This is a genomic window from Kocuria salsicia (genome assembly GCF_039532055.1).
Taxonomy (GTDB): Bacteria; Actinomycetota; Actinomycetes; order Actinomycetales; family Micrococcaceae; genus Kocuria; species Kocuria salsicia.
In genome coordinates, this window is sequence record NZ_BAAARF010000003.1 from 432,236 (window position 1) to 454,588 (window position 22,353).

General features: G+C 71.1%; 19 protein-coding genes and 1 riboswitch. All 19 genes read right to left on the reverse strand.

Annotation, left to right across the window (positions count from 1 at the left end; all coding sequences use genetic code 11):
• Positions 1 to 82 precede the first annotated feature (82 nt).
• The 19 genes from ABD264_RS01940 to arsB all read right to left on the reverse strand — a co-directional run bounded on the left by ABD264_RS01940 (position 83) and on the right by arsB (position 22,336).
• On the reverse strand, positions 83 to 1,549 hold the full coding sequence (locus ABD264_RS01940) for a glutamate synthase subunit beta (protein ID WP_144942636.1): 1,467 nt from the start codon (positions 1,547 to 1,549) through the stop codon (positions 83 to 85).
• Positions 1,542 to 6,254 carry a glutamate synthase large subunit gene (gltB, locus tag ABD264_RS01945; RefSeq protein WP_258924117.1) on the reverse strand — a complete coding sequence of 1,571 codons (4,713 nt, stop codon included), beginning with the start codon at positions 6,252 to 6,254 and terminating at the stop codon, positions 1,542 to 1,544. Before gltB ends, ABD264_RS01940 begins: the two co-directional genes overlap by 8 nt.
• A gap of 333 nt (positions 6,255 to 6,587) precedes the next feature.
• Positions 6,588 to 7,445: a prolipoprotein diacylglyceryl transferase gene (lgt, locus tag ABD264_RS01950; protein ID WP_055084760.1), complete on the reverse strand. Its 858-nt coding sequence runs from the start codon at positions 7,443 to 7,445 to the stop codon at positions 6,588 to 6,590.
• The gene (trpA, locus tag ABD264_RS01955; protein ID WP_144942634.1) at positions 7,442 to 8,299 is read right to left on the reverse strand and encodes a tryptophan synthase subunit alpha; all 858 of its coding nucleotides are present in this window, start codon (positions 8,297 to 8,299) and stop codon (positions 7,442 to 7,444) included. Before trpA ends, lgt begins: the two co-directional genes overlap by 4 nt.
• The gene (locus tag ABD264_RS01960) at positions 8,296 to 10,473 is read right to left on the reverse strand and encodes a bifunctional phosphoribosylanthranilate isomerase/tryptophan synthase subunit beta (RefSeq protein ID WP_344203858.1); all 2,178 of its coding nucleotides are present in this window, start codon (positions 10,471 to 10,473) and stop codon (positions 8,296 to 8,298) included. The genes trpA and ABD264_RS01960 overlap by 4 nt, the downstream gene beginning before the upstream one ends.
• A gap of 117 nt (positions 10,474 to 10,590) precedes the next feature.
• Positions 10,591 to 10,836, reverse strand: coding sequence for an HGxxPAAW family protein (locus ABD264_RS01965; protein WP_055084765.1), 246 nt, complete (start codon positions 10,834 to 10,836; stop codon positions 10,591 to 10,593).
• A 127-nt stretch (positions 10,837 to 10,963) separates the two neighbouring features.
• Positions 10,964 to 11,632: a Trp biosynthesis-associated membrane protein gene (locus ABD264_RS01970; protein WP_055084767.1), complete on the reverse strand. Its 669-nt coding sequence runs from the start codon at positions 11,630 to 11,632 to the stop codon at positions 10,964 to 10,966.
• A gap of 32 nt (positions 11,633 to 11,664) precedes the next feature.
• Positions 11,665 to 13,224 (reverse strand): anthranilate synthase component I, encoded by a 1,560-nt coding sequence (locus tag ABD264_RS01975; protein WP_303105920.1) that lies wholly within the window; start codon positions 13,222 to 13,224, stop codon positions 11,665 to 11,667.
• Complete coding sequence (gene hisI / locus ABD264_RS01980) at positions 13,225 to 13,605, reverse strand: phosphoribosyl-AMP cyclohydrolase (protein ID WP_144942631.1); 381 nt, start codon at positions 13,603 to 13,605, stop codon at positions 13,225 to 13,227. It lies immediately after the preceding gene.
• Positions 13,605 to 14,369 (reverse strand): imidazole glycerol phosphate synthase subunit HisF, encoded by a 765-nt coding sequence (gene hisF, locus ABD264_RS01985; protein WP_144942716.1) that lies wholly within the window; start codon positions 14,367 to 14,369, stop codon positions 13,605 to 13,607. The genes hisI and hisF overlap by 1 nt, the downstream gene beginning before the upstream one ends.
• Before the next feature lie 51 nt (positions 14,370 to 14,420).
• Positions 14,421 to 15,266, reverse strand: a complete 846-nt coding sequence (gene hisG, locus ABD264_RS01990; RefSeq protein ID WP_144942630.1) for an ATP phosphoribosyltransferase — start codon at positions 15,264 to 15,266, stop codon at positions 14,421 to 14,423.
• A 106-nt stretch (positions 15,267 to 15,372) separates the two neighbouring features.
• Positions 15,373 to 15,636 (reverse strand): phosphoribosyl-ATP diphosphatase, encoded by a 264-nt coding sequence (locus tag ABD264_RS01995; protein WP_145009215.1) that lies wholly within the window; start codon positions 15,634 to 15,636, stop codon positions 15,373 to 15,375.
• Positions 15,637 to 15,685: 49 nt separating this feature from the next.
• The gene (ribH, locus tag ABD264_RS02000) at positions 15,686 to 16,165 is read right to left on the reverse strand and encodes a 6,7-dimethyl-8-ribityllumazine synthase (protein ID WP_344203859.1); all 480 of its coding nucleotides are present in this window, start codon (positions 16,163 to 16,165) and stop codon (positions 15,686 to 15,688) included.
• Entirely contained in the window at positions 16,162 to 16,974 is an 813-nt protein-coding gene (locus tag ABD264_RS02005) for a GTP cyclohydrolase II (protein WP_290499782.1), read from the reverse strand. The genes ribH and ABD264_RS02005 overlap by 4 nt, the downstream gene beginning before the upstream one ends.
• The gene (ribB, locus tag ABD264_RS02010; RefSeq protein ID WP_145009217.1) at positions 16,971 to 18,278 is read right to left on the reverse strand and encodes a 3,4-dihydroxy-2-butanone-4-phosphate synthase; all 1,308 of its coding nucleotides are present in this window, start codon (positions 18,276 to 18,278) and stop codon (positions 16,971 to 16,973) included. Before ribB ends, ABD264_RS02005 begins: the two co-directional genes overlap by 4 nt.
• A gap of 28 nt (positions 18,279 to 18,306) precedes the next feature.
• Positions 18,307 to 19,689, reverse strand: coding sequence for a bifunctional diaminohydroxyphosphoribosylaminopyrimidine deaminase/5-amino-6-(5-phosphoribosylamino)uracil reductase RibD (ribD, locus tag ABD264_RS02015; protein ID WP_313960152.1), 1,383 nt, complete (start codon positions 19,687 to 19,689; stop codon positions 18,307 to 18,309).
• Positions 19,686 to 20,393, reverse strand: a complete 708-nt coding sequence (pnuC, locus tag ABD264_RS02020) for a nicotinamide riboside transporter PnuC (RefSeq protein ID WP_145009219.1) — start codon at positions 20,391 to 20,393, stop codon at positions 19,686 to 19,688. The genes ribD and pnuC overlap by 4 nt, the downstream gene beginning before the upstream one ends.
• 143 nt (positions 20,394 to 20,536) lie before the next feature.
• Positions 20,537 to 20,708: riboswitch (FMN riboswitch) on the reverse strand.
• Positions 20,709 to 20,765: 57 nt separating this feature from the next.
• Positions 20,766 to 21,206: an arsenate reductase ArsC gene (locus tag ABD264_RS02025; protein ID WP_144942625.1), complete on the reverse strand. Its 441-nt coding sequence runs from the start codon at positions 21,204 to 21,206 to the stop codon at positions 20,766 to 20,768.
• The gene (gene arsB / locus ABD264_RS02030; protein WP_144942624.1) at positions 21,203 to 22,336 is read right to left on the reverse strand and encodes an ACR3 family arsenite efflux transporter; all 1,134 of its coding nucleotides are present in this window, start codon (positions 22,334 to 22,336) and stop codon (positions 21,203 to 21,205) included. The genes ABD264_RS02025 and arsB overlap by 4 nt, the downstream gene beginning before the upstream one ends.
• Between the last annotated feature and the right edge of the window lie 17 nt (positions 22,337 to 22,353).

The window sequence follows — 22,353 nt, forward strand, 5'->3', positions numbered from 1 at the left end:
GGCCCGTGCACCGTGCGTCACTTCCCCCCCCCCCGGGCGCGCAGCCACTCAGCCGGGCTGCCCGCACACGAGGGCCGGCGTCTCACACGCTGAGGTCGATGGCGCGCTCCGAGGGCTCCACCGGCTCCGGCAGCCGGGTCTGGCCGGTCAGGTGGCGCTCCACGTGGGCTGCGCACGCGCGGCCCTCCGCAATGGCCCACACCACGAGGGACTGCCCCCGCCCGGCGTCACCGCACGAGAACACCCCGTCCACCGCGGTCATGTAGGTCTCGTCCCGGTCCACGTTGCTGCGCCGGTCCAGGGCCACGGGCAGCTGCTCGGTGAGCTCGTCCGACTCGTTGCCGGTGAAGCCCAGCGCAAGGAACACGAGGTCCGCCGGCAGCACCTTCTCCGTGCCGGGCGCGGGCACGCGGGAACCGTCCTCGCGGTACTGGGTCTCGGCGACCTTCAGGCCGGTGAGCCTGCCCTGCTCGTCGCCCACGAACTCGACGGTCGAGGCCAGGTACGTGCGCTCACCGCCCTCCTCGTGGGACGTGGAGACCTCGAAGACGCGCGGCATCATGGGCCAGGGCTCCTCGTCCGCCCGGTCCACCGGGGGCTTGCGCCCGATCGCAAGCGACGTCACGGACGCCGCACCCTGGCGCAGGGCCGTACCGATGCAGTCGGAACCCGTGTCTCCGCCGCCCAGGACGATCACGTTCTTGCCCCTCGCATCGATCAGGTCCGGGACCTCCCGGCCCGCCACGTGCTTGTTCGAGCGCACGAGGTAGTCCATGGCGAAGTGCACGCCGTCCAGCTCGCGGCCGGGGATCTCGAGGTCGCGGGGCCGCGTGGCACCGGTGGCGACGATCACGGCGTCGTAGCGACGGCGCAGCACGTCCCACGTGATGTCCCTGCCGATCTCCACGCCGGCGCGGAACTTGGTGCCCTCCTGGCGCATGATCTCCAGGCGGCGCTCCAGGACCGACTTCTCGAGCTTGAAGTCCGGGATGCCGTAGCGCAGCAGACCTCCGATGGCGTCGTCGCGCTCGTAGACCGCAACGGTGAACCCGGCCTGGGTGAGCTGCTGCGCGGCGGCGAGCCCTGCCGGCCCGGAGCCCACCACGGCCACCGTCTTGCCCACGAGACGCTGCGGGATGTACGGGGTGATGAGGTCGTCGTCGAACGCCTTCTCGCCGATCGCGTACTCGACCTGTTTGATGGTCACGGCCGGCTGGTTGATGCCCAGCACGCACGAGGACTCGCACGGCGCGGGACACACGCGGCCCGTGAACTCCGGGAAATTGTTTGTCGCGTGCATGCGCTCGGAGGCCTCGGCCCACTGCTCGCGCCACACGAGGTCGTTCCACTCCGGGATCAGGTTGCCCAGCGGACAGCCCTGGTGGCAGAACGGCACGCCGCAGTCCATGCACCGCCCGGCCTGCTCGTGCATGGTGCCCGCCTCCTGTCGCTGCTGCACCTCTTTCCAGTCCATGAGCCGGACGGGGACCGGCCGCTTGGGGCGGTCCTCACGCGTGCGGACCTTGAGAAAACCACGGGGATCAGCCACGGCTGGTCACCTCCAGAATCTTGTGCCAGGTGCCGTCGCCGTCCGGGTCGTCCCCAGCGGCTTCGGCCTCGTTGCGCAGCGCGAGCACCGCGGAGTAGTCGCGCGGCAGCACCTTGGTGAAGCGCTCCGCGATCGCCCGCGGATCGGCGAGCAGCTCGCGGGCGAACTCCGAGCCGGTCTCCTCCCCGTGGCGCTTGACCAGCGCGGTGAGCAGCTCGCGGTCCTGCGCGTCCAGGTGCTCGAGCTGCAGGTCACCGCTCTCCCGCGCCTGCTTGTTGACGTCCAGCTCGTCCAGGTCCAGGACGTAGGCCACGCCACCGGACATGCCCGCGCCGAAGTTGCGCCCGGTCTCGCCCAGAACAACTGCGACGCCACCGGTCATGTACTCGCAGCCGTGGTCCCCGATGCCCTCGACGACCGCCGTGGCACCGGAGTTGCGGACCAGGAAGCGCTCACCGACCACGCCGTTGAAGAACATCTCGCCGCTCGTCGCGCCGTAGCCGATCACGTTGCCGGCAATCACGTTCTCGTGGGCAACGAACCCGGCGTCCCGCGGCGGGCGGACGACGATCCGCCCGCCGGACAGGCCCTTGCCCGTGTAGTCATTCGCGTCGCCCTCCAACCGGAGCGTGATCCCGCGCGGGATGAACGCCCCGAGGGACTGCCCGGCCTCACCGGTCAGGGTCACATCGATCGTGTCGTCCGGCAGCTCCTGCAGGCCGAGCGCATTCGTGACCGTGTAACCGAGCATGGTGCCCACCGCACGGTCCGTGTTGATGACCCGCTCCTGGATCCGCACGGGCTCCGCGGACTCGATCGCCGGTCCCGCCAGCGGGATGAGCCGGTTGTCGAAGTGCTTGTCGAGTTCGTGGTCCTGGGTGGTCGTGTTGCGCAGCCCGTCCTTGACGCCCTCGGCGCGGAAGGAGTCCAGCACCGGGCTGAGGTCCAGGCCCTTGGCCTTCCAGTGCGCCACGGCCTCCTGGGTGCGCAGCACCTCGGCGTGGCCCACGGCCTCCTCGATGCTGCGGAAGCCGAGCTCCGCGAGCAGCTCACGAACCTCCTGGGCGATGAACTCGAAGAAGTTCACCACGTGCTCGGCCTTGCCGGTGAAGCGCTGGCGCAGCTCCGGGTTCTGGGTGGCCACGCCCACGGGGCACGTGTCCAGGTGGCACTTGCGCATCATGATGCAGCCCTCCACCACGAGCGGCGCGGTGGCGAAGCCGAACTCCTCCGCGCCGAGCAGCGCGGCCACGACGACGTCGCGCCCCGTCTTCAGCTGCCCGTCCGCCTGCACGACCACGCGCTCCCGCAGCCCGTTGAGCCGCAGCGTCTGCTGGGCCTCGGCAAGGCCCAGCTCCCAGGGCATCCCCGCGTGCTTGAGGGAGTTCAGGGGTGCCGCGCCGGTGCCGCCGTCGTGGCCGGAGACCAGCACGACGTCGGCCTTGGCCTTGGTCACGCCCGCCGCGACCGTGCCGATCCCCCGCTCTGAGACGAGCTTGACGTGCACGCGCGCACGGGGGTTCGAACGCTTGAGGTCGTAGATCAGCTGCGCGAGGTCCTCGATCGAGTAGATGTCGTGGTGCGGGGGCGGAGAGATCAGTGACACACCCGGGGTGGAGTGGCGCGTGCGCGCGATCCACGGGTAGACCTTCTGTGCCATCAGCTGACCGCCCTCACCGGGCTTCGCGCCCTGGGCCATCTTGATCTGGAGGTCGTCCGCGGAGGCGAGGTAGAGGCTCGTGACACCGAAGCGCCCGGAGGCCACCTGCTTGACCGCCGAGCGGCGCTCGGGGTCCACGAGCCGTTCGGGGTCCTCACCGCCCTCGCCCGTGTTGGACTTGCCGCCCAGCCGGTTCATGGCGATCGCGAGCGTCTCGTGGGCCTCCATGGAGATGGAGCCGTAGCTCATGGCACCGGTGGAGAACCGCTTGACGATCTCGCTCACGGGCTCGACCTCGTCGATGTCCACGGGCTCGCGCGTGGAGGCGAAGCTCATGAGCCCGCGCAGGGTCGCGATCTCCTTCGCCTGACTGTTCACGCGGGACGTGTAGGACTTGAAGATGTCGTAGCGCCCGGTGCGCGTGGCGTGCTGCAGCCGGAAGACGGTGTGCGGGTCGAAGAGGTGGCGCGGCCCCTCGCGGCGCCAGTCGTACTCGCCGCCGGTTGCCAGGTCACGGTGGGGCTCGGTGACCCCGTCCTCCGGGTAGGCCAGCCGGTGGCGGGACTGGGTCTCTGCGGCGATCACGTCCAGGCCGACGCCCTCGATCTGGGTGCGGGTGCCCGCGAAGTAGTCCTCCACAAGCTCGCTGGAGAGTCCCAGCGCCTCGAAGGTCTGCGCGCCGCAGTAGGACTGCACCGTGGAGATGCCCATCTTGGACATGATCTTCTGCACGCCCTTGCCCAGGGCCTTGAGGAGATTGGCCACGGCCTGCTCCTCGGTGACGCCCTTGACCTGACCGCGCCGCACGAGCTCCTCGGCGGACTCCATGGCCAGGTAGGGGTTCACCGCAGAGGCCCCGTAGCCGAGCAGCAGGGCCACGTGGTGGACCTCGCGGACGTCGCCGGACTCCACGATCAGCGCGACCTTCGTGCGGGTCGCCGAGCGCAGCAGGTGGTGGTGCACGGCGGAGGTCAGCAGCAGGGACGGGATCGGGGCCCAGACGGCGTTGGAGTCACGGTCGGAGATGATCACGAACTGAACGCCGCGGTTGACCGCCGCGGAGACCTTCTCGCAGATCTCAGCGATCCGGCTCCGCAGGGACTCCGCCCCGTCCATGGGCCGGTAGAGCCCCCGCACGCGCAGGCTCAGCGGCACGCCGTCCTCGTCGTCCAGGTGCACGAACTGGTCCAGCTGGTCGTTGTCGATCACCGGGAAGGTCAGGTGGATCTGACGGGTCCGCGTCTGCTGCGTGGAGAGCATGTTGGCCATGGGCCCCACGGACCCGGCCATGGAGGTGACCAGCTCCTCGCGGATGGCGTCCAGCGGCGGGTTGGTGACCTGCGCGAAGGACTGCACGAAGTAGTCGTAGAGCAGCCGGGAGCGGTTGGAGAGCACGGCCACGGGGGTGTCGGTGCCCATGGCGTAGATCGGCTCGGCCCCGGCCAGCGCCATGGGGCCGATGATCATCTTCAGCTCCTCCTCCGTGTAGCCGAAGGTCTTCTGGCGCAGCCGCACCGAGTGCGCCGGGTGGGTCATGTGCTCGCGCTCGGGCAGCTCGGCGATCGGCAGCACGGACTCGCGGACCCAGTCCTGCCAGGGCTTCGCGGCAGCGAGCTCGGCCTTGATCTCGCTGTCCTCGATGATCCGGCCCTCGTCCGTGTCCACGAGGAACATCGTTCCCGGCGAGACGCGGCCCTTCCGCACGATCCGGCGGTCCCCCACGTCCACCACGCCCACCTCGGACGCGAAGATCACCAGACCGTCCTCGGTCTGCCAGAACCGCCCGGGGCGCAGCCCGTTGCGGTCCAGCACGGAGCCCACGCGCACGCCGTCCGTGAAGGACACGCACGCCGGGCCGTCCCACGGCTCCATGAGCGTGGAGTGGTACTGGTAGAACGCCTTGAGCTGCGGGTCCATGGTGTCGTGGTTCTGCCACGCCTCCGGGATGAGCATCAGCATGGTCTCGGTCACGGGACGTCCCGAGAGCTGCAGCAGCTCCGCGACCTCGTCCAGTGACTGCGAGTCGGAGGCGCCCTCCGAGCAGATGGGGAACAGGTCCTCGGGCTGGCGGCCCAGCACCGCCCCGGACATCGACGACTGCCGGGCGCGCATCCAGTTTCGGTTTCCCACCACGGTGTTGATCTCGCCGTTGTGGGCCAGCGTGCGCATGGGCTGCGCGAGCGGCCAGGACGGGAACGTGTTGGTGGAGAACCGTGAGTGCACCACAGCCAGCTTGGTCGTGTAGCGCGGGTCCGAGAGGTCCGGGTAGAACGGCTCGAGCTGCGCGGTGGTCAGCATGCCCTTGTAGACGAGGGTGCGCGAGGAGAAGGACGGGAAGTACACGCCGAACTTGTTCTGTGCGCGCTTGCGCACGCGGAACGCCTTCTGGTCCAGCTCCCGCTGCGCGGCCACGGGGTCGTACGACGTCGCGTCGCGGGCGAACAGGGATGCGGCGCGCTCGTTGTGGCTGCGGTCCGAGACGAAGAGCTGCACGAACGTGGGCATCACGGCGCGCGCGGAGGCGCCGATGGCGTCGTCGACGATGGGGACGTCGCGCCAGCCGAGCACCGTGAGCTGCTCCATGCGCGCGAGCTCCTCGAGGGAGCGCTTGAGGTCCTCCAGGTGCTTGCCCCCGGCAGGCATGAAGGCTGTGCCGACCACGTAGGCACCCTGCGGCGGCAGGGGGAAGTCGACCTCCTGGCGCAGGAACTCGTCCGGGATCTGCGTGAGCATCCCGGCGCCGTCGCCCGTGCCCTCGTCACCGCCCACAGCACCGCGGTGCTCGAGGTTGCGCAGGGCCGTCAGGGCGGCGTCGACGATCTCGTGCGAGGCCACGCCGTCGAGGGTCGCGACCACAGCGAGGCCGCACGCGTCCTTCTCGTCCTCGCGGTGGTACAGGCCGCTGTCCTGGGGGACGGCGGAGAAGCGCTCGAACGGGGAGACGACCGGCGCGCCGCCGTCCGTGGGCTCTGTGGGCACGTCACGGGACTCGTCCGTGACAGGTGCGCTCTCGGGTCCCGTGGTCCGGGTGTGCTGGCTGCTCATGTGGGAGCTCCTCACCGAGGGGTGGGCAGGTCTGGTGCGTCGACGAAGCCCGGGGAACACTCGGTGGGTGTGCAGCGGACGTCGTGAGATCCGTGTGACGCGCGGTGTCCGCCCCATTGCGGAAGGAGACGGCTCTGCGACGAGCCGAGGATCGTGCCGGGGAACCATGCGGGTGAGCGGTTCCGGCGGGCGCGTGGGTAATTTACCACGTTAGCCGGGTCACTCTGCGCGCCCGCGGGCCGCCCCCGGCCACGGCAGGAAGACCCCGGGCCGGGTCCCGGGGTCTTCCTCGGCGCGTGCTGCCAAGCGGTGGTGCGCCGTCGGCGCCTTGTCTCAGGCGGCCGCCCCGACGGCGGGGACTTCCCGCTCCCGCCGTGTGTGACGTCCCGCGACCACGAAGATCGCGATCCCAGCCAGCACGATGAGCAGCGAGGTCCACACGTGCACGCGCACCCCCGCGACCATCAGTGCGGGGTCCACTCGCAGGAACAGCTCGATCATGAGCCGCCCGAAGCCGTAGAAGACCATGTACAGCGCGAACAGCTGACCGTGGCGCAGCTGGAACCGGCGGTCCAGGGCGAGCAGCAGCACCACGCCCAGCAGGTTCCACAGGCTCTCATAGAGAAATGTGGGGTGGAAGAGGGTGTCCGCGGGCAGCCCCGCCGGGAAGTTGGGCGAGGACGGGGAGATCTCCAGGCCCCACGGCAGGGTGGTGGGCCTGCCGAAGAGCTCCTGGTTGAACCAGTTCCCCCAGCGGCCAACGGCCTGGGCCAGCAGCAGGGCCGGGGCCACGCAGTCAGCGAAGACGGACAGGGACAGCCCGTTGCGGCGGGAGACGAACCACGCCGCGCCCGCCCCGAAGAGCACCGCGCCCATGATGCCGAGGCCGCCCTCCCAGATCCGGAACACCGCGAGCGGGTCCGCCCCGACGCCGAAGTACCCCGCGGGGTCGGTGATCAGCACGTGGTAGGCCCGCGCGCCCACAATCCCGGCGACGACCGCCCAGAAGATGATGTCCCACAGCACGTCCGGGTCCTGGCCCCGCGCACGCCAGCGGCGGGACGTCAGCCAGATGGCCAGGGCGATGCCCAGCAAGATGCACAGTGCGTAGAAGTGCAGGGTGAAGAGGCCCAGGTGGATGCTGCTGACGCTCGGGGACGGGATGGACGCGGGGACCACGAGCGCGGTCACTCGCGTCCAGCCAGGTGCGCGGCCAGGCGGCCGACGGCGTCGGGCCCGCCCTCGCCCAGGGCGCGAACGAGGGCCGTGCCCACGATCACGCCGTCCGCGTAGGCCCCGATCTCCAGCACGTGCTCCCGGGAGGAGACTCCCAGGCCCACGCACACGCGCTCGGCACCAGCCTCGCGCGCCCGCCGCACGACGTCCTCGGCGGCGGAGGAGACCTGGTCGCGGGTGCCCGTGACGCCCATGACCGAGACGGCGTACACGAAGCCCGATGCCGCGCCGACCGTCATGTTCATGCGCTCGCGCGTGGTGGAGGGCGCCACCAGGAAGATCCGGTCCAGGCCGTGCGCCTCGGATGCGGCAAACCACTCGGAGGCCTCGTCCGGGATGAGGTCCGGGGTGATGATCCCCGCTCCCCCGGCCTCCGCCAGCCGGCGGGCGAACTCGTCCACGCCGGTCTGCAGCACGGGGTTCCAGTAGGTCATCACCACGGGCACGGCGTCCGTCTGCTCGGCGACGGCACGCACCACGGTGAACACGTCTGCCACACGGAAGCCGTTGGCCAGCGCCTTCGTGGTGGCGGCCTGGATCACGGGACCGTCCATCACCGGGTCCGAGTACGGGATGCCGATCTCGATGATGTCTGCGCCGTTCTGCCCGAGCGCGACGGCGGCCGCGACCGACTCCTCGACGGTCGGGAAGCCGGCCGGCAGGTAACCCACGAGGGCGGGCCGCCCCTGCGCACGGCAGTCCTCGATGCGGCGCGAGAGTGCGGAGTCACCGTTGCGGGAGAGCCCGGCGGGGACGATGCGCTCGGTCAGCGTGGCGGGCGTGGTGGCGTTCGTTCCGGTGGTGCTCACAGTTGTTCGCCTTTCTGGGCCACGCGTTCCTCGTGGCTGTCCTGCGGGAGCATGTCGAACCACTCGGCGGCGGCGGCGACGTCCTTGTCGCCGCGCCCGGAGAGAGAGACCATGATGATCTTCTGGGCGGCGACCTCCGGACCGAGCTCGCGCACCCAGTTCGCGGCGACCTCGCGGGCCCCCGCCAGCGCGTGGGAGGACTCGATCGCGGGGATGATCCCCTCGGTGCGGCACAGCAGCTGGAAGGCGTCCATGGCCTGGGCGTCCGTGACGGCCTCGTACTTCACCCGCCCAATCGAGTGCAGATAGGAGTGCTCCGGGCCCACAGCGGGGTAGTCCAAGCCGGCGGAGATCGAGTGGGACTCCACCGTCTGCCCGTCCGTGTCCTGCATCAGGAACGTCCTGGAGCCGTGCATCACGCCCGGACGCCCGAGCGTGATGGTCGCCGCGTGGCGGCCGGTCTCCACGCCGTCGCCGCCTGCCTCGTTGCCGTAGAGCTCCACCGAGGCGTCATCCAGGAAACCGTGGAAGATGCCGATGGCGTTGGAGCCACCGCCCACGCACGCCGTCACGGCGTCCGGCAGGCGCCCGGCCTTCTCGAGGATCTGGGCGCGCGCCTCCTCGCCGATCTGCTCGTGGAAGTAGCGGACCATCGCCGGGAACGGGTGCGGGCCGGCCGCTGTGCCAAGCAGGTAGTGGGTGGTGTCCACGGAGGCCACCCAGTCCCGCAGCGCCTCGTTGATCGCGTCCTTCAAGGTGCGCGAGCCGTTGGTCACGGCCACCACCTCGGCGCCGAGCAGCCGCATCCGCGCGACGTTCAGCGCCTGGCGGCGGGTGTCCTCCTCGCCCATGTAGACGCAGCACTTCATGCCGAACAGCGCGGCGGCGGTGGCGGTGGCCACGCCGTGCTGGCCCGCGCCCGTCTCCGCGATCAGGCGCGTCTTGCCCATGCGACGGGCGAGCAGCGCCTGGCCGAGCACGTTGTTGATCTTGTGGGAGCCCGTGTGGTTGAGGTCCTCGCGCTTGAGAAACACTCGCACACCGAGCTCGGCGCCGAAGCGTTCGGCCTCGGTGAGCATGGAGGGCCGGCCCGCGTAGTCGCGGGAGAGCCGCGCGAACTCCTCGAGGAACTCCTCGTCCGTGCGGGCCTTGTCGAAGGTCTCGGTGAGCTCGTCCAGTGCGGCCACGAGGGACTCGGGCATCCAGCGCCCGCCGAAGTCCCCGAAGTACGGCCCCGGGGCCTCGCGCAGCGACGACGCCGTGCCCTGGGCGGTCTCCCCCGCCACCTGGGCGGCGGCGAACGCGGCCTGAGCGGCCGGCGGGGTGGCGCCATCCAGGTGCTCGGCCCGCGCGAGGGCGCCGACCTCACGGAAGCGGGAGATGCTCTGTGCGGGATCGTCGGAGGTCACGAGGACCTCCCCGGCGAGGACGGCGTTCGCACCGTGACCGGCGTAGAGCCGAATCTGCTCCTCGCCCAGCACACCGGACTCCGCCACGACCACGACGTCCTGCGGCATGGCTCCGGCGAGCCGGCCGAAGGTGTGGACATCCACCTCCAGGGTCTTGAGGTTGCGCGTGTTCACGCCGATGATCCGCGCGCCGGCGGCCACCGCTCGCTCGACCTCCTCCGCCGTGTGCGTCTCCACGAGGGCGTGCATGCCGAGCTCGTGGGTGAGCTCGAGCAGGTGGCGCAGTGCGGCGTCGTCGAGCGCGGCGACGATGAGCAGAACGAGGTCCGCTCCGTGCGCGCGGGCCTCCCACACCTGGTAGTCCTCGACCACGAAGTCCTTGCGAAGCACGGGGATGCCCACCGCGGCGCGGACGGCGTCGAGGTCAGCGAGCGAGCCGCCGAATCGGCGCTGCTCCGTGAGCACGGAGATCGCCGAGGCACCTCCGCGCTCGTAGCTCGCGGCCAGCTCCGCCGGGTCCGTGATCTCGGCGAGCGCCCCCTTGGAGGGGCTCGAGCGCTTGACCTCCGCGATCACCTGCACGCTCGCGGGCTCCGAGCCGCGCAGGGCGGCCTCGGCATCGAGCGCGGGACCGCGCTGGGCCACGGCACGCTGCAGCTCCTCGAGGCTCACCGCGGCCCGGCGGGTCTCGAGGTCCTCACGCACCCCCTCGATGATCTGGTCCAGCACCGTAGCGCTGTGCTGCTGCGTCATGCGTCTCCTCATTCGTCGGTCCGCAGGCCGGTGCCGCAGCACCCGGCGTGCGGAAGACGATGACCAGTTCCGCGGTGCGTGGAACTGGTCATCGTCGATGGTTGTGCGTGCTGGTCCCGGACTCGGGGATCAGTGGGACGCGGTCTTTGAACCGCCCTTGCCGTAGCCCATGGCCTTCAGGACGATCCCCACGATCACGCCCACCACGATCAGGCCGACACCCACCACGGTGACCGGGGTGGAGGCCATCACGAAGCCGGTGCAGCCGACGATGACGCCCACGGTCATCACGGCCACGCAGGCCCACCCGGCCACGGTGTTGCCGTGGCCCACCGCGGCGGTGTGGTCCAGGATGATCTGATCGGTGTTCGACATTCGTGTCCACTCTCCCGTGCCGGTTGAGCCTGTGGCCCATGGTGTGCTGCGCCCGCGTGGTGTGCGGGTCGGATTCTCTGGCTCCATTGTGCCACTATCCGGCGTCTGCCCCGGGCAGCCACGCGACTCAGTCTCCGGTGGGATCCTCGCCGCGGGTCAGGGCGTCCCAGGTGTCGATGTCGTCCGCGTGCTCCGCGGCCTGAGCCTGCCCCACCGTGGTCGGGGTGCCGACGTCGCCCGGCGCGGGGGTGCCCGACGTCGCCGTTGCCGACGCCTCGCCGTTGCCACCCTGGGCCCCCGCGCCCGTGACCGCCGCGCGGTCGTAGCGCTGAGAGGCCTGGCGGCGCACGCGCTGGGCGACCAGGACGAGCCACACCCCGCACAGCCCCAGCAGCACCGCGGCGGCCACTGCGCCCCAGGGCCACCCGGTGAGGGCGTAGTCGCCGCCCTCGTTGATCACGCCGGTGCGCGTGCCCACGGTGGGCTGCGCCGCGGCGCGGGCGTCGGTGGTGACGGCCAGGACCGCCACCACCGCCCCCGCACCCGCCAGTGCCACGACGACACCGACGACGCTGCGCAGCCACCGGCCGCCGAGCACGGACGCCACCGCCGCGACGGCGGCCACGAGGCCCAGGGCGGTCACGGCCGGAGCGGCGTCGGAACCCGTCACATCCACCGTGACCGGCTGCAGGGACGTGGTGACCCCGGCGTGGATCCAGGTCTGTGTGGTGGTGCCGAACAGGGCCAGGGCACACAGCAGCGTGACCAGGACGGCGGGTGCGGTACGGCGCAGCAATCTCAGCTCCTCGCGGGATGCGGTGGGGGTTCTCAGCGCTGCAGGGAGCGCAGGGACTCGGCGATCAGCGCCGCGCGCAGCGGTGCCGTGGCCTTGTTGAGGGACTCGAGGGCTTCCGTCTCCGGATCCGAGTCCGCCACGATACCCCCGCCCGCCTGGACGTACGCCGTGCCCTCGAGAAGCAGCGCGGTGCGGATGGCGATGGCCATGTCCATGTTGCCCGCGAAGTCCATGTACCCGACCACGCCGCCGTACACCGCCCGGCGCAGCGGCTCGTACTCGTCGAGCAGCCGCAGGGCGCGCGGCTTGGGCGCACCCGAGAGGGTCCCGGCAGGGAAGGTTGCGGCGAGCACGTCGTACGCGCTGACGTCCTCGCGCATGCGGGCCACCACGGTGGAGCACAGGTGCATGATGTGGCTGAAGCGCTCGATCTCCATGAACTCGCTGACGTCCACGCTGCCGGGCTCGGCGATCCGCGAGAGGTCGTTGCGCGCGAGGTCCACGAGCATGAGGTGCTCCGCGCGCTCCTTCTGGTCCGCGAGCAGCTCCTGGCCCAGGGCCACGTCCTCGTCCACCGTGGCGCCCCGCGGCCGTGAACCGGCAATGGGGTGGGTCACGGCCTCCCTGCCGGTGACCGTCACGAGCGCCTCGGGCGAGGACCCCACGATCGAGTAGGGCCGCCCGTCCGCGTCCTGGAACGAGTACAGGTACATGTACGGGCTCGGGTTGATCCGCCGCAGCGTGCGGTAGACGTCCAGGGAGCTCGCACCGCACTCGGCCTCGAAGCGGCGGGAGACGACCACCTGGAAGATGTCCCCGTCCACGATCGCCCGCTTGCTGCGCTCGATGGCGGACATGAACAGCTCGCGGTCCCACGACTGACGCACGGCGGACTCCACGTCCCCGGAGTCGAGGTCCTCCCGGTCCGTGACCGAGACGGTGGTGTGCCCGAGCGGGGTGGCCAGCCGGTCCACCATGGAGCGCAGCCGGCGGACGGCGTCGTGGTAGGCGGCGTCCGCGTTCTCGTCGGTGCCGTTGACGTTCACGGCGTTGGCGACGAGCATCACGGTGCCGTCCTTGCTGTCGTGCACCGCCATGTCCGAGACGAGGTTCATGGCGAGCTCGGGCATGTGCAGGTCATCCTCGGGCGGGTCCGGCAGCTTCTCCCAGTGCCGCACGGCCTCCCAGCCCACGAAGCCGACCATCCCGCTCGTCAGGGGAGGCACGCCCTCGAAGGGCTCGGTGTGCAGCAGCTCCATGGTGGCACGCAGGGCCTCCATGGGGTCGCCGTCCGTGGGAGCGCCCGCCGGCGCCTCGCCAAGCCAGTGGGCCTGGCCGTCCTTCGACGTCAGCGTGGCCACGGAGCCGGCACCCACGAACGAGTAGCGCGACCACACGCCGCCCTCGGCCGCGGACTCCAGCAGGAACGTGCCGGCTGCGGGGTCACCGTCGCGGGTGACCAGGCACCGGTACAGGCCCACGGGCGTCAGGGCGTCCGCGAGGACGGTGGTGCGCACCGGGATCACACGGCGCGTGCGCGCGTACTCCCGGAACTCCTCGAGGGTGGGTGTGATGGTGCCGAGGTCCCGCATTCAAACCGCCTTTTCCGCGTGGAGGTCCCGCTCGTCGAAACATGTGCGCGCGCCCGTGTGGCACGCCGCGCCGGTCTGGTCGACGCGCACCAGCAGGGCGTCCCCGTCGCAGTCCAGGTGGACGGAGTGCACCGTCTGGACGTGCCCTGAGGTGTCCCCCTTGCGCCAGTACTCCTGGCGGGAGCGGGACCAGAAGGTCACCCGGCCCTCCGTGAGGGTGCGCCGCAGCGCCTCGTCGTCCATCCAGCCCAGCATGAGCACCTCGAGGGTGTCGTACTGCTGCACCACGGCCGCCACGAGCCCCGCCGGGTCCCGTTTGAGCAGCTCGGCGATCCGGGGGTCCAGTGCACCCGTGACGCCGGGTTCCTGCGCCCCGTTCATCAGCGCACCTCGCAGCCGGCCGCCCGCAGGGCGTCCTTGACCTGGGCGATCGCCTCGTGCGGGCCGAAGTGGAAGATCGAGGCCGCCAGCACGGCGTCGGCACCGGCGGCGACGGCGGGCGGGAAGTGCTCGGGCGCCCCGGCGCCCCCGGAGGCAATCAGGGGCACGCCCACACGCTCGCGCACCGCGGAGATCATCTCCAGGTCGAAGCCGTTGCGCGTGCCGTCCGCGTCCATGGAGTTCAGCAGGATCTCCCCCACGCCGCGGTCCTCGGCCTCGCGGGCCCACTCCAGCGCGTCGAGGCCCGTGAGGGTGCGACCGCCGTGCGTGGTGACCTCGAAACCGGACGGGGTGTTGCCCGTGCGCCTGGCGTCCAGGGAGAGCACGAGCACCTGGTTGCCGAAACGGTCCGTGATCTCGTCGATCACCCCCGGGCGCGCGACCGCCGCGGTGTTGATCGAGGCCTTGTCCGCCCCGCAGCGCAGCAGCCGGTCCACGTCCTGGGGCGCGCGGACCCCGCCGCCGACGGTGAGGGGGATGAAGACCTCCTCCGCGGCACGGGAGACGACGTCGAACATCGTGTCCCGCTCGCTCGAGGACGCGGTGACGTCCAGGAACGTCAGTTCGTCCGCCCCGGCCAGGTTGTACCTGGCGGCGAGCTCCACCGGGTCCCCCGCGTCGCGCAGATTCTCGAAGTTCACGCCCTTGACCACGCGCCCGGCGTCCACGTCCAGGCACGGTATGACCCGTACGGCCACTCCCATCACGCCACCGTCCTCACTGTTGCGATCAATGCTTCCTGCCCGCGTGGATGCTCAGATCCGCGCGGCCTGGATGGGTGAGACGAGGATCGCCCGCGCACCCACCTCGTAGAGGGCGTCCATGACGTTGTTCGTGTCGCTCTTGCGGACCATGGCGCGCACGGCCACAGCGCCGTCGCGGCCCAGCGGGGAGATAGTGGGCCCCTCCATGCCGGGGGTGATCTCGGTGGCCGCGGGCAGCAGGTCCTCGCTGATGTCGTAGTCCATCATCACGTACTGGCGCGCCACGAGGACGCCCTTCAGACGGCGTCGCAGCACCTGCAGCCCCTCGGGCTCCGGCTCGTCCCCGCGGCGGATGAGCAGGGCCTCCGAGTGCATGACGGGCTCGTCGAAGATCTCGAGGCCTGCGGCGCGCAGCGTGTTGCCGGTCTCCACGACGTCCGCGATGGCGTCCGCGACCCCCAGGCGGATGGAGGACTCCACGGCACCGTCCAGGCGGACCACCTCGGCGTCCACGCCCTTCTCTGCAAGGTAGCGTCCGAGCAGCAGCTGGTAGCTCGTGGCGATCCGCTTGCCCTCCAGCTCTCGCAGGTCCTGGAACTGGCCGCGGGGACCGGCCAAACGGAACGTGGAGCGGGCGAAGTCGAGACCGAGCTCCTCGTGGGCCTCGGCTCCGGAGTCCAGGAGCAGGTCCCGCCCGGTGATACCGAGGTCCAGGGTGCCGCTGCCCACGTAGATCGCGATGTCACGGGGGCGCAGGTAGAAGAACTCCACGTGGTTCTCGTTGTCCACGAGCACGAGTTCACGGCTGCTGCGCCGCTGCCGGTACCCGGCCTCGGTGAGCATGGTGATGGCGGCTTCCGACAGCGCACCCTTGTTGGGCACGGCTACTCGCAGCATGGTGTTCCTTTCCGCGACGCGGACTCTGTGATGAGAACTCGGTGACGTGGTCTCCGTGGGGAGGCCTTGGTGACGTGGTGGGGGCTTCGCGCGGGCGGCGCGCGGCTCACAGGTGCTTGTAGACGTCCTCGAGGCTCATGCCCTTGGCGATCATCATGACCTGCAGGTGGTAGAGCAGCTGGGAGATCTCCTCCGCGGCCTCGGCCTCGGTCTCGTACTCGCACGCCATCCAGACCTCGGCAGCCTCCTCGACGACCTTCTTGCCGATGCCGTGGATTCCCGAGTCCAGCTCCGTGACGGTCTTGGAGCCCTCCGGGCGCCGCGCGGCCTTGTCGCTGAGTTCGGTGAAGAGGTCTTCGAAGGTTTTCACCGTTCCAGGGTAATGGGTGCGCACGCCTCCCCCGAACCGCCGGCCGCGCTCACACGCCCAGTCCCTGCAGGGTCAGGGCGGTGCTCACGGCGGCGTGGGCGGCCTCGTAGCCCTTGTCCTCGGTGGAGCCCTCCAGCCCGGCGCGGTCCAGGCCCTGCTGCTCGGTGTCGCACGTGAGCACGCCGAAACCCACCGGTGTGCCCGTGGCCACGCTGACGTCCGTCAGCCCCATGGTCGCCGCGCTGCACACGTAGTCGAAGTGCGGTGTGCCGCCGCGCACGACGACGCCCAGGGCCACGACGGCGTCCGCGGACTCCGCGAGCCGGCGCGCCGCCACGGGCAGCTCGAAGCTTCCGGGGACGCGCACCTCGAGGACCTTCCCCGTGTGCGCCTCCTCCAGGGCACGGCGGGCCCCGGCCACCAGCCCGTCCATGATGGTGGTGTGCCAGCTCGCCGCCACGACGGCAATCGTCAGCTGCGAGGCGTCGAGGTCCGAGGCCTGGATGGTGGGGGCGCCGTGTCCGCTCATGAGTTCTCTCCTGGGATGAGGTGGGTCAGGTGGTGGTGCATGCGATCGCGCTTGGTGCGCAGGTAGTCGATGTTCTCGTGCCGGGCGTGGACCTCGTGGGGCACCATCTGCGTGACCGTGATCCCCAGGGCCTCCAGCTTGGCGACCTTGTCCGGGTTGTTGGACAGAAGCCGGATCTCGGTGAGTCCCATGGCCGTGAGGATCCGCCCGGCAGCGGTGTAGTCGCGGGCCTCCGCCGGCAGCCCCAGCAGGGTGTTGGCGTCCACGGTGTCCGCGCCGCCGTCCTGGAGCTTGTAGGCCCGCAGCTTGTTGATCAGCCCGATGCCCCGGCCCTCGTGGTTGCGCAGGTAGAGGACCGCCCCGCCGTGACGGGCCACCCGCTCCATGGCCAGGTGCAGCTGGGGACCGCAGTCGCAGCGCCACGAGCCGAGGACGTCCCCGGTGAGGCACTCCGAGTGCAGCCGCACGAGGGGTGGCAGGTGCGCCTCCTCCGGGGGCGGCGGTGCCGTGAGCGAGAGGTGCTCGGCCGCGGGAACGCCGGAGGGCACGGGCACGCGCCACCCGATGGTCGAGAACGTGCCGTGCTCGGTGGGCACGACCACGGGCTCGCTGTGCTCGAGCTCCCCCACGGAGGACGCCGCCGCGGTGTCCGTCCCGGGGCCCGCCCGGTCCTCCGGGGCCGCGGTGCTCGCCGCTGGACCTGTGCCGTACCCGTGCACCGGTACGGCGTCGACGGCGTTCGTGCCGCGCTCGGGGCCGACGTCGTCGGCCCCGGTTGACGTGCCGTCGCCTCGTTCGCGTGCGCTCATGCGGGCAGCCCTCCCTTCCGCTGCCCGGTGGGAGCGTCCGGCGTGGCCGCGGCCGTGCCGTCCAGGTGCTCCACCAGGTCTGCGATGCTGATCATCACCAGACCGTGCTGGTCCGCGAAACGGCGCAGGGCGGGCGCGCGCAGGGGCTGGCCGCCGTCGTCCACGACCTCGGCTATCGCTCCCACCGGTTCGCACCCCGCCAGGCGGGCGAGCTCCACCGCGGCCTCGGTGTGCCCCGCGCGTTCGCGGACTCCCCCGGCCGCGGCGCGCAGCGGCAGGATGTGGCCAGGTCGGGTCAGGTCCGCGGCGGACGTGGTGGGCAGGGCGAGCAAACGGGCGGTCAGGGCGCGGTCGCGGGCGCTGATGCCGGTGCTCACGCCCACCCGGGCGTCGCACGTGAGGGTGTAGGCGGTGCCCTTCGCGTCCTCGTTGTGGGAGGTCATGGGCGGCAGCCCCAGCCGGTCCGCGGTCTCCTGCGGCATGGGAACGCACACCACCCCGGAACTGTGACGCACGGTGAAGCCCATGAGCGGCTGGGTGGCGTGCTGCGCGGCGAAGACCAGGTCCCCCTCGTTCTCGCGGTCCTCGTCGTCCACGACCAGCACCGCGGCGCCGGAGGCGATGGCGGCCACGGCGTCCGGCACGGCGTCGAGCACCACGCCCCGGTCGGTGGAAGCCGCCTGCGGGGCGGTGAAGACCCCGAGCCGCTCCGCGTACTTGGCCATCACGTCCACCTCCAGGTTCACGCGCGCACCGGGCCCGCGCACACCCAGCGTCGTGGTGCGCAGGGTCTCGGGGATCAGCCCCACCTCGAACCACGCCGCGGCCTCGTCCACCCCGGAGACGGCGGTGACCGTGAGGGACACGCCGTCCACGGCCACAGAGCCCTTGACGGCCACGTAGCGTGCGAGCTCGCGTGGCAGGCCCACGCGCACCGTCTCCCAGCCCGTGTGCGCGGTGCGCTGCAGCACGGTGCCGACACCGTCCACGTGGCCCTGCACCACGTGTCCGTCCAGCCGCTGCCCGGCGGCCGTGCAGCGTTCCACGTTGACCGTCTCCCCGCCGCTGAGCTCGCCCAGCGTCGTCAGGCGCAGTGTCTCCCCCATGACGTCCGCGGTGAAGTCCCCCGGCACGGACGCCGGGGCGGGCACTGCTGTGAGGCACACGCCGTTGACGGCCAGGGACCCGCCCTCCGGCAGGTCCGCGACGAGCGCTCCGGCGGACACGTGCAGGCGGGCGGCGTCCTCCGCGAGCCGTTCGACGCGCTCGACGGTGGCCTGGGATTCGACAATTCCGGTGAACAACGGGTCTCCTCAGTGACGGGGGTGCAGGTCAGGCGCCGCGCGGCGCGCACGGGTGGGCGTACGGTTGCTGAGCAACGGCGGATGCTGGGCGGGGCGGGGCGGCACAGTGCTGTGCCGCACCGGGCAAGTCCGCGTGGGATGGGCCAGGGTCGTGAGGCGCCGGATCAGGCGTGGTCAAATCCTGCGGCGCCGGGGTGCCGGTCACCGTCCTGTCGAACGTCGCTGCGTGCAGGCCTCGGTACGGGGACACCGTCTCCCGGGGTGCGGGCCGCAGGTGCCAGCGGACATCCTCGCCGAGCCCCGCCACGGGGCGCTCCCCCTCTGGAAGCCCCACCGGGTCGCTCCGCCAGCGCGAGGCGTCCGTGAGCGTGCCGATCCCGAGCGGGGCCACGGATGCGGAGCCCTCGCCCAGCAGCAGGGGCGCCTGGTAGAGCCACAGCTCGTCCACGAGGTCCGCGGCGAGGAACGCTGCGCTCACGGTGGGCCCGCCCTCCACGAGCACGTGGGCGGCGCCGAGCTCGCGAAGAGTCTGCAGCGCCTCGGCGGGGTCGTGGGTCGGCAGGTGGGCGAACCTCCCGTCGTCACCGGAGGCCCCGGGCCGGGCTGCGCTCTGCCCCGCCGCGACGCCGCGACGTACGCGCGCCTGCTCCGGTACCGGCCCCGTGGACATCACTGCGCGCAACGGCTGACTCTCGACCGGGGTCCCGTGGGCGTCCCGGGCCGTGAGGGACGGGTCGTCCGCACGCAGCGTGCCACCGCCCACCAGGATCGCGTCCGCCCGCGCGCGCAGGGCGTGGCCCTCGGCGCGGGCGGGGGCGCCGGTGATCCACTGGCTCGTGCCGTCCGCGGCAGCCGCCCTGCCGTCGAGGCTCTGGGCGAGCTTGAGGGTCACGAACGGCCGACGACGCCGCTGCGCCAGGAACCAGCGGTCGTTGAGGTCACGCGCCGGGTCCGCGAGCAGCCCGTGGCGCACGTCCACCCCGTGCGCCGCGAGGTGGGCCCCGCCGCCGCGTGCGGTGTCCGTGGCGTCCGGCACCGCGAAGACCACCCGGGGAATCCCGGCCGCAAGGATCGCGGCGGAGCACGGGCCCGTGCGCCCGGTGTGGTGGCACGGTTCCAGGGTGACCAGCAGAGTGGTGTCGCCCAGCGGCGTCCCCGCTGCGCGGGCCTGCCGCAGCACGTCCACCTCGGCGTGGTCCGTGCCTGCGCCGCGGTGGTGGCCCACGTGCAGCGGGGTTCCGGCGGCGTCGATGAGGGCCGCACCAACCACGGGGTTCGCGCCGCGCACGCCCCGCTGCGCCGCGGCGAGGGCCGCCCGCATGGCAGCTTCCTCCGCGGGGGTGAAGGCCTCGCCGACCACCGCTCGGTGACCGTCGTGGGGACGCGGCCGCGCGGCGTCGTCGGGCGTCACCGCTCCTCCTCGCCCACGGAGAGGTGGAGGTCCGGGAAGCCCGTCCCGATAGTGGCGCTCCTGCGCTGCTTCGTGTTCACCCGCCACCACACGAAGAATCCCGCAAGGGTGAATGCGCCGTAGAAGATGTACATGAGCCCGGAGGCGTAGTAGCCCGCGGAGAAGAGCAGCGGGACGCCCACGAGGTCCACCGCGACCCAGAACAGCCAGAACTCAACCCACCCCTTGGCCATGCCGAGGGTGGCCAGCAGGGAGCCCATGAAGATCCACGCGTCCGCCCACACCGGCTCGTAGGAGCCCAGCATGCGGAACACGGGCGTCAGCACCGCTGTGCCTGCCACCAGCGCGACGACCAGGAGGACGCGCTGCCGCAGACCCGCCCACTGCGGCGAGACGGCCTCCTGCTCCGCGCCCCGCGACCGGCGCCACTGCACCCAGCCGTAGACCGAGACGGCGATGAACATGACCTGGCGCCCCGCCTGGCCCAGCAGGTTTACGGGATTGGGGGTGTCGAACACGGCGCCCAGGAAGACGGTCAGGAGGATCGCGTTGCCCACGATGCCCACGGGCCACGCCCAGACCTTCCGGCGCATCCCGCCCAGGGCGGAGAGCAGGCCGAACACGTTGCCGAGCACCTCGCGCCACAGGATGAACCCGTCACCCACGCGGATCTGTGCATCGAACAACCACCGCAGGACATCCATGGAGTCTCCTCTCACCCGCCACGACCAGTGGTTCCGGGGAGAAGGACGCACGCCGACCGGTCAGGGTCGTGCGGCGGAAGGCGTCACGACGGGACCGGGTGCTCCCCCGTCAGCGGATGAGCACGGCGGAACGCCGGAACGCGCACGTGTGCCTACCATCCAGACTGTACTGTCGGCACCGGAATTCCACCGGTTCGGCCGTGGTTCCGTGCACTGCCCGGCCGGCCACAGGGGCCGGGGCGAGGTGGCGCACGGTGTTCACGGTTCGCGGACTGTCACCGCCGGTTCGGAATTGCACCGACCCCGGAACACGTTGCTGCGCTCATTATGCCACGCGGCCGCACCATGCCCGTGATCGGGGGCACCGGGCGGTTACGTCCTGGTTTTCCGGCCGTTCTCACGGCCCTGCAGATCCGAGAGCAGTCCGGTGACGCGGGCCTTGATGTCGTCGCGGATCCTGCGCACGTCCGCGAGGGGCTGACCGGCCGGGTCGTCGAGGTCCCAGGCCTCGTAGCGCTTGCCCGGAAACACGGGGCAGGTGTCCCCACAGCCCATGGTGATGACGACGTCGGAGGCCCTGACCTGCTCCGTCCGCAGGATCGTGGGCACAGCTGCGGTGATATCGATGCCCTCCTCAGCCATTGCCTCCACGGCCACCGGGTTCAGGCTCTCTGCCGGTTCGGACCCGGCCGAGCGGACATCGATGCTCCCGCCTGACATCGAGGCCAGGTAGCCCGCCGCCATCTGGGAGCGGCCCGCGTTGTGGACGCAGACGAAGAGCACGGTCGGTTTCGTGGGTGATGGTGCGCTCACGATGCGGTCTCCCGGGTTCGGTCGGTGGGGACAGAAGGATCGTTCGGGAACACGCGCTGGCCGGCCCACAGGGCCACGTAGACCAGGCCAATCAGGACGGGCACTTCGATCAACGGCCCCACGACGCCGGCCAGTGCCTGCCCGGAGGTGACGCCGAAGGTGCTGATGGCCACGGCGATCGCCAGTTCGAAGTTGTTGCCCGACGCGGTGAAGGCCACCGTGGCCGACTTGCCGTAGTCGAGCCCCACTGCTTTCGAGGCGAAGAGGCCGATGACGAACATCAGAGCGAAGTACACGAGCAACGGCAGCGCGATCCTGACCACGTCGAGGGGCTGTGAGGTGATGGCGTCCCCCTGGAGCGCGAAGAGCATCACGATGGTGAACAGGAGGCCGTACAGGGCCCACGGGCCGATCGCGGGGAGGAACTTCTCCTCGTACCAGTCCCGGCCCTTCGCCCGTTCACCCAGGACGCGAGTGAGGAAGCCTGCGAGCAGCGGGATGCCGAGGAACACCAGGACGGATCCTACGATCGCCCCCACGGAGAATTCGGCCGTGGTGGTGGGCAGCCCCAGCCACGACGGCAGGACCTGGAGGTAGAACCACCCCAGAGCGCCGAAGGCTACGACCTGGAAGACGGAGTTGATGGCCACGAGCACGGCCGCACTCTCCCGGTCACCGCATGCGAGATCGTTCCAGATCAGGACCATGGCGATGCACCGGGCCAGGCCCACGATGATCAACCCGGTGCGGTACTCGGGCAGATCGGGCAGGAACACCCAGGCGAGCACGAACATCAACGCCGGTCCCACGACCCAGTTGAGCACGAGCGACAGGCCAAGCAATCGCTTGTCGCCGGTCACGCGGCGGGTCTCGTCGTAGCGCACCTTGGCCAGGACGGGATACATCATCACCAGCAGACCGACTGCGATCGGCAGCGACACCTGTCCGATCGTCATGGCTTCCAAGGCCGTGTTCAGCCCCGGCACCAGCCGGCCCAGCAGCAGGCCCACGCCCATGGCCAGCAGGATCCAGGCCGGCAGCCACCGGTCCAGGAACGACATGCTCTGCCTCACCGGTGCGGGGGCGATGGTGGTACTCACGGGCGGCGAGCTCCTCGTATCGACGGTCATCTATGGGACATACGCTA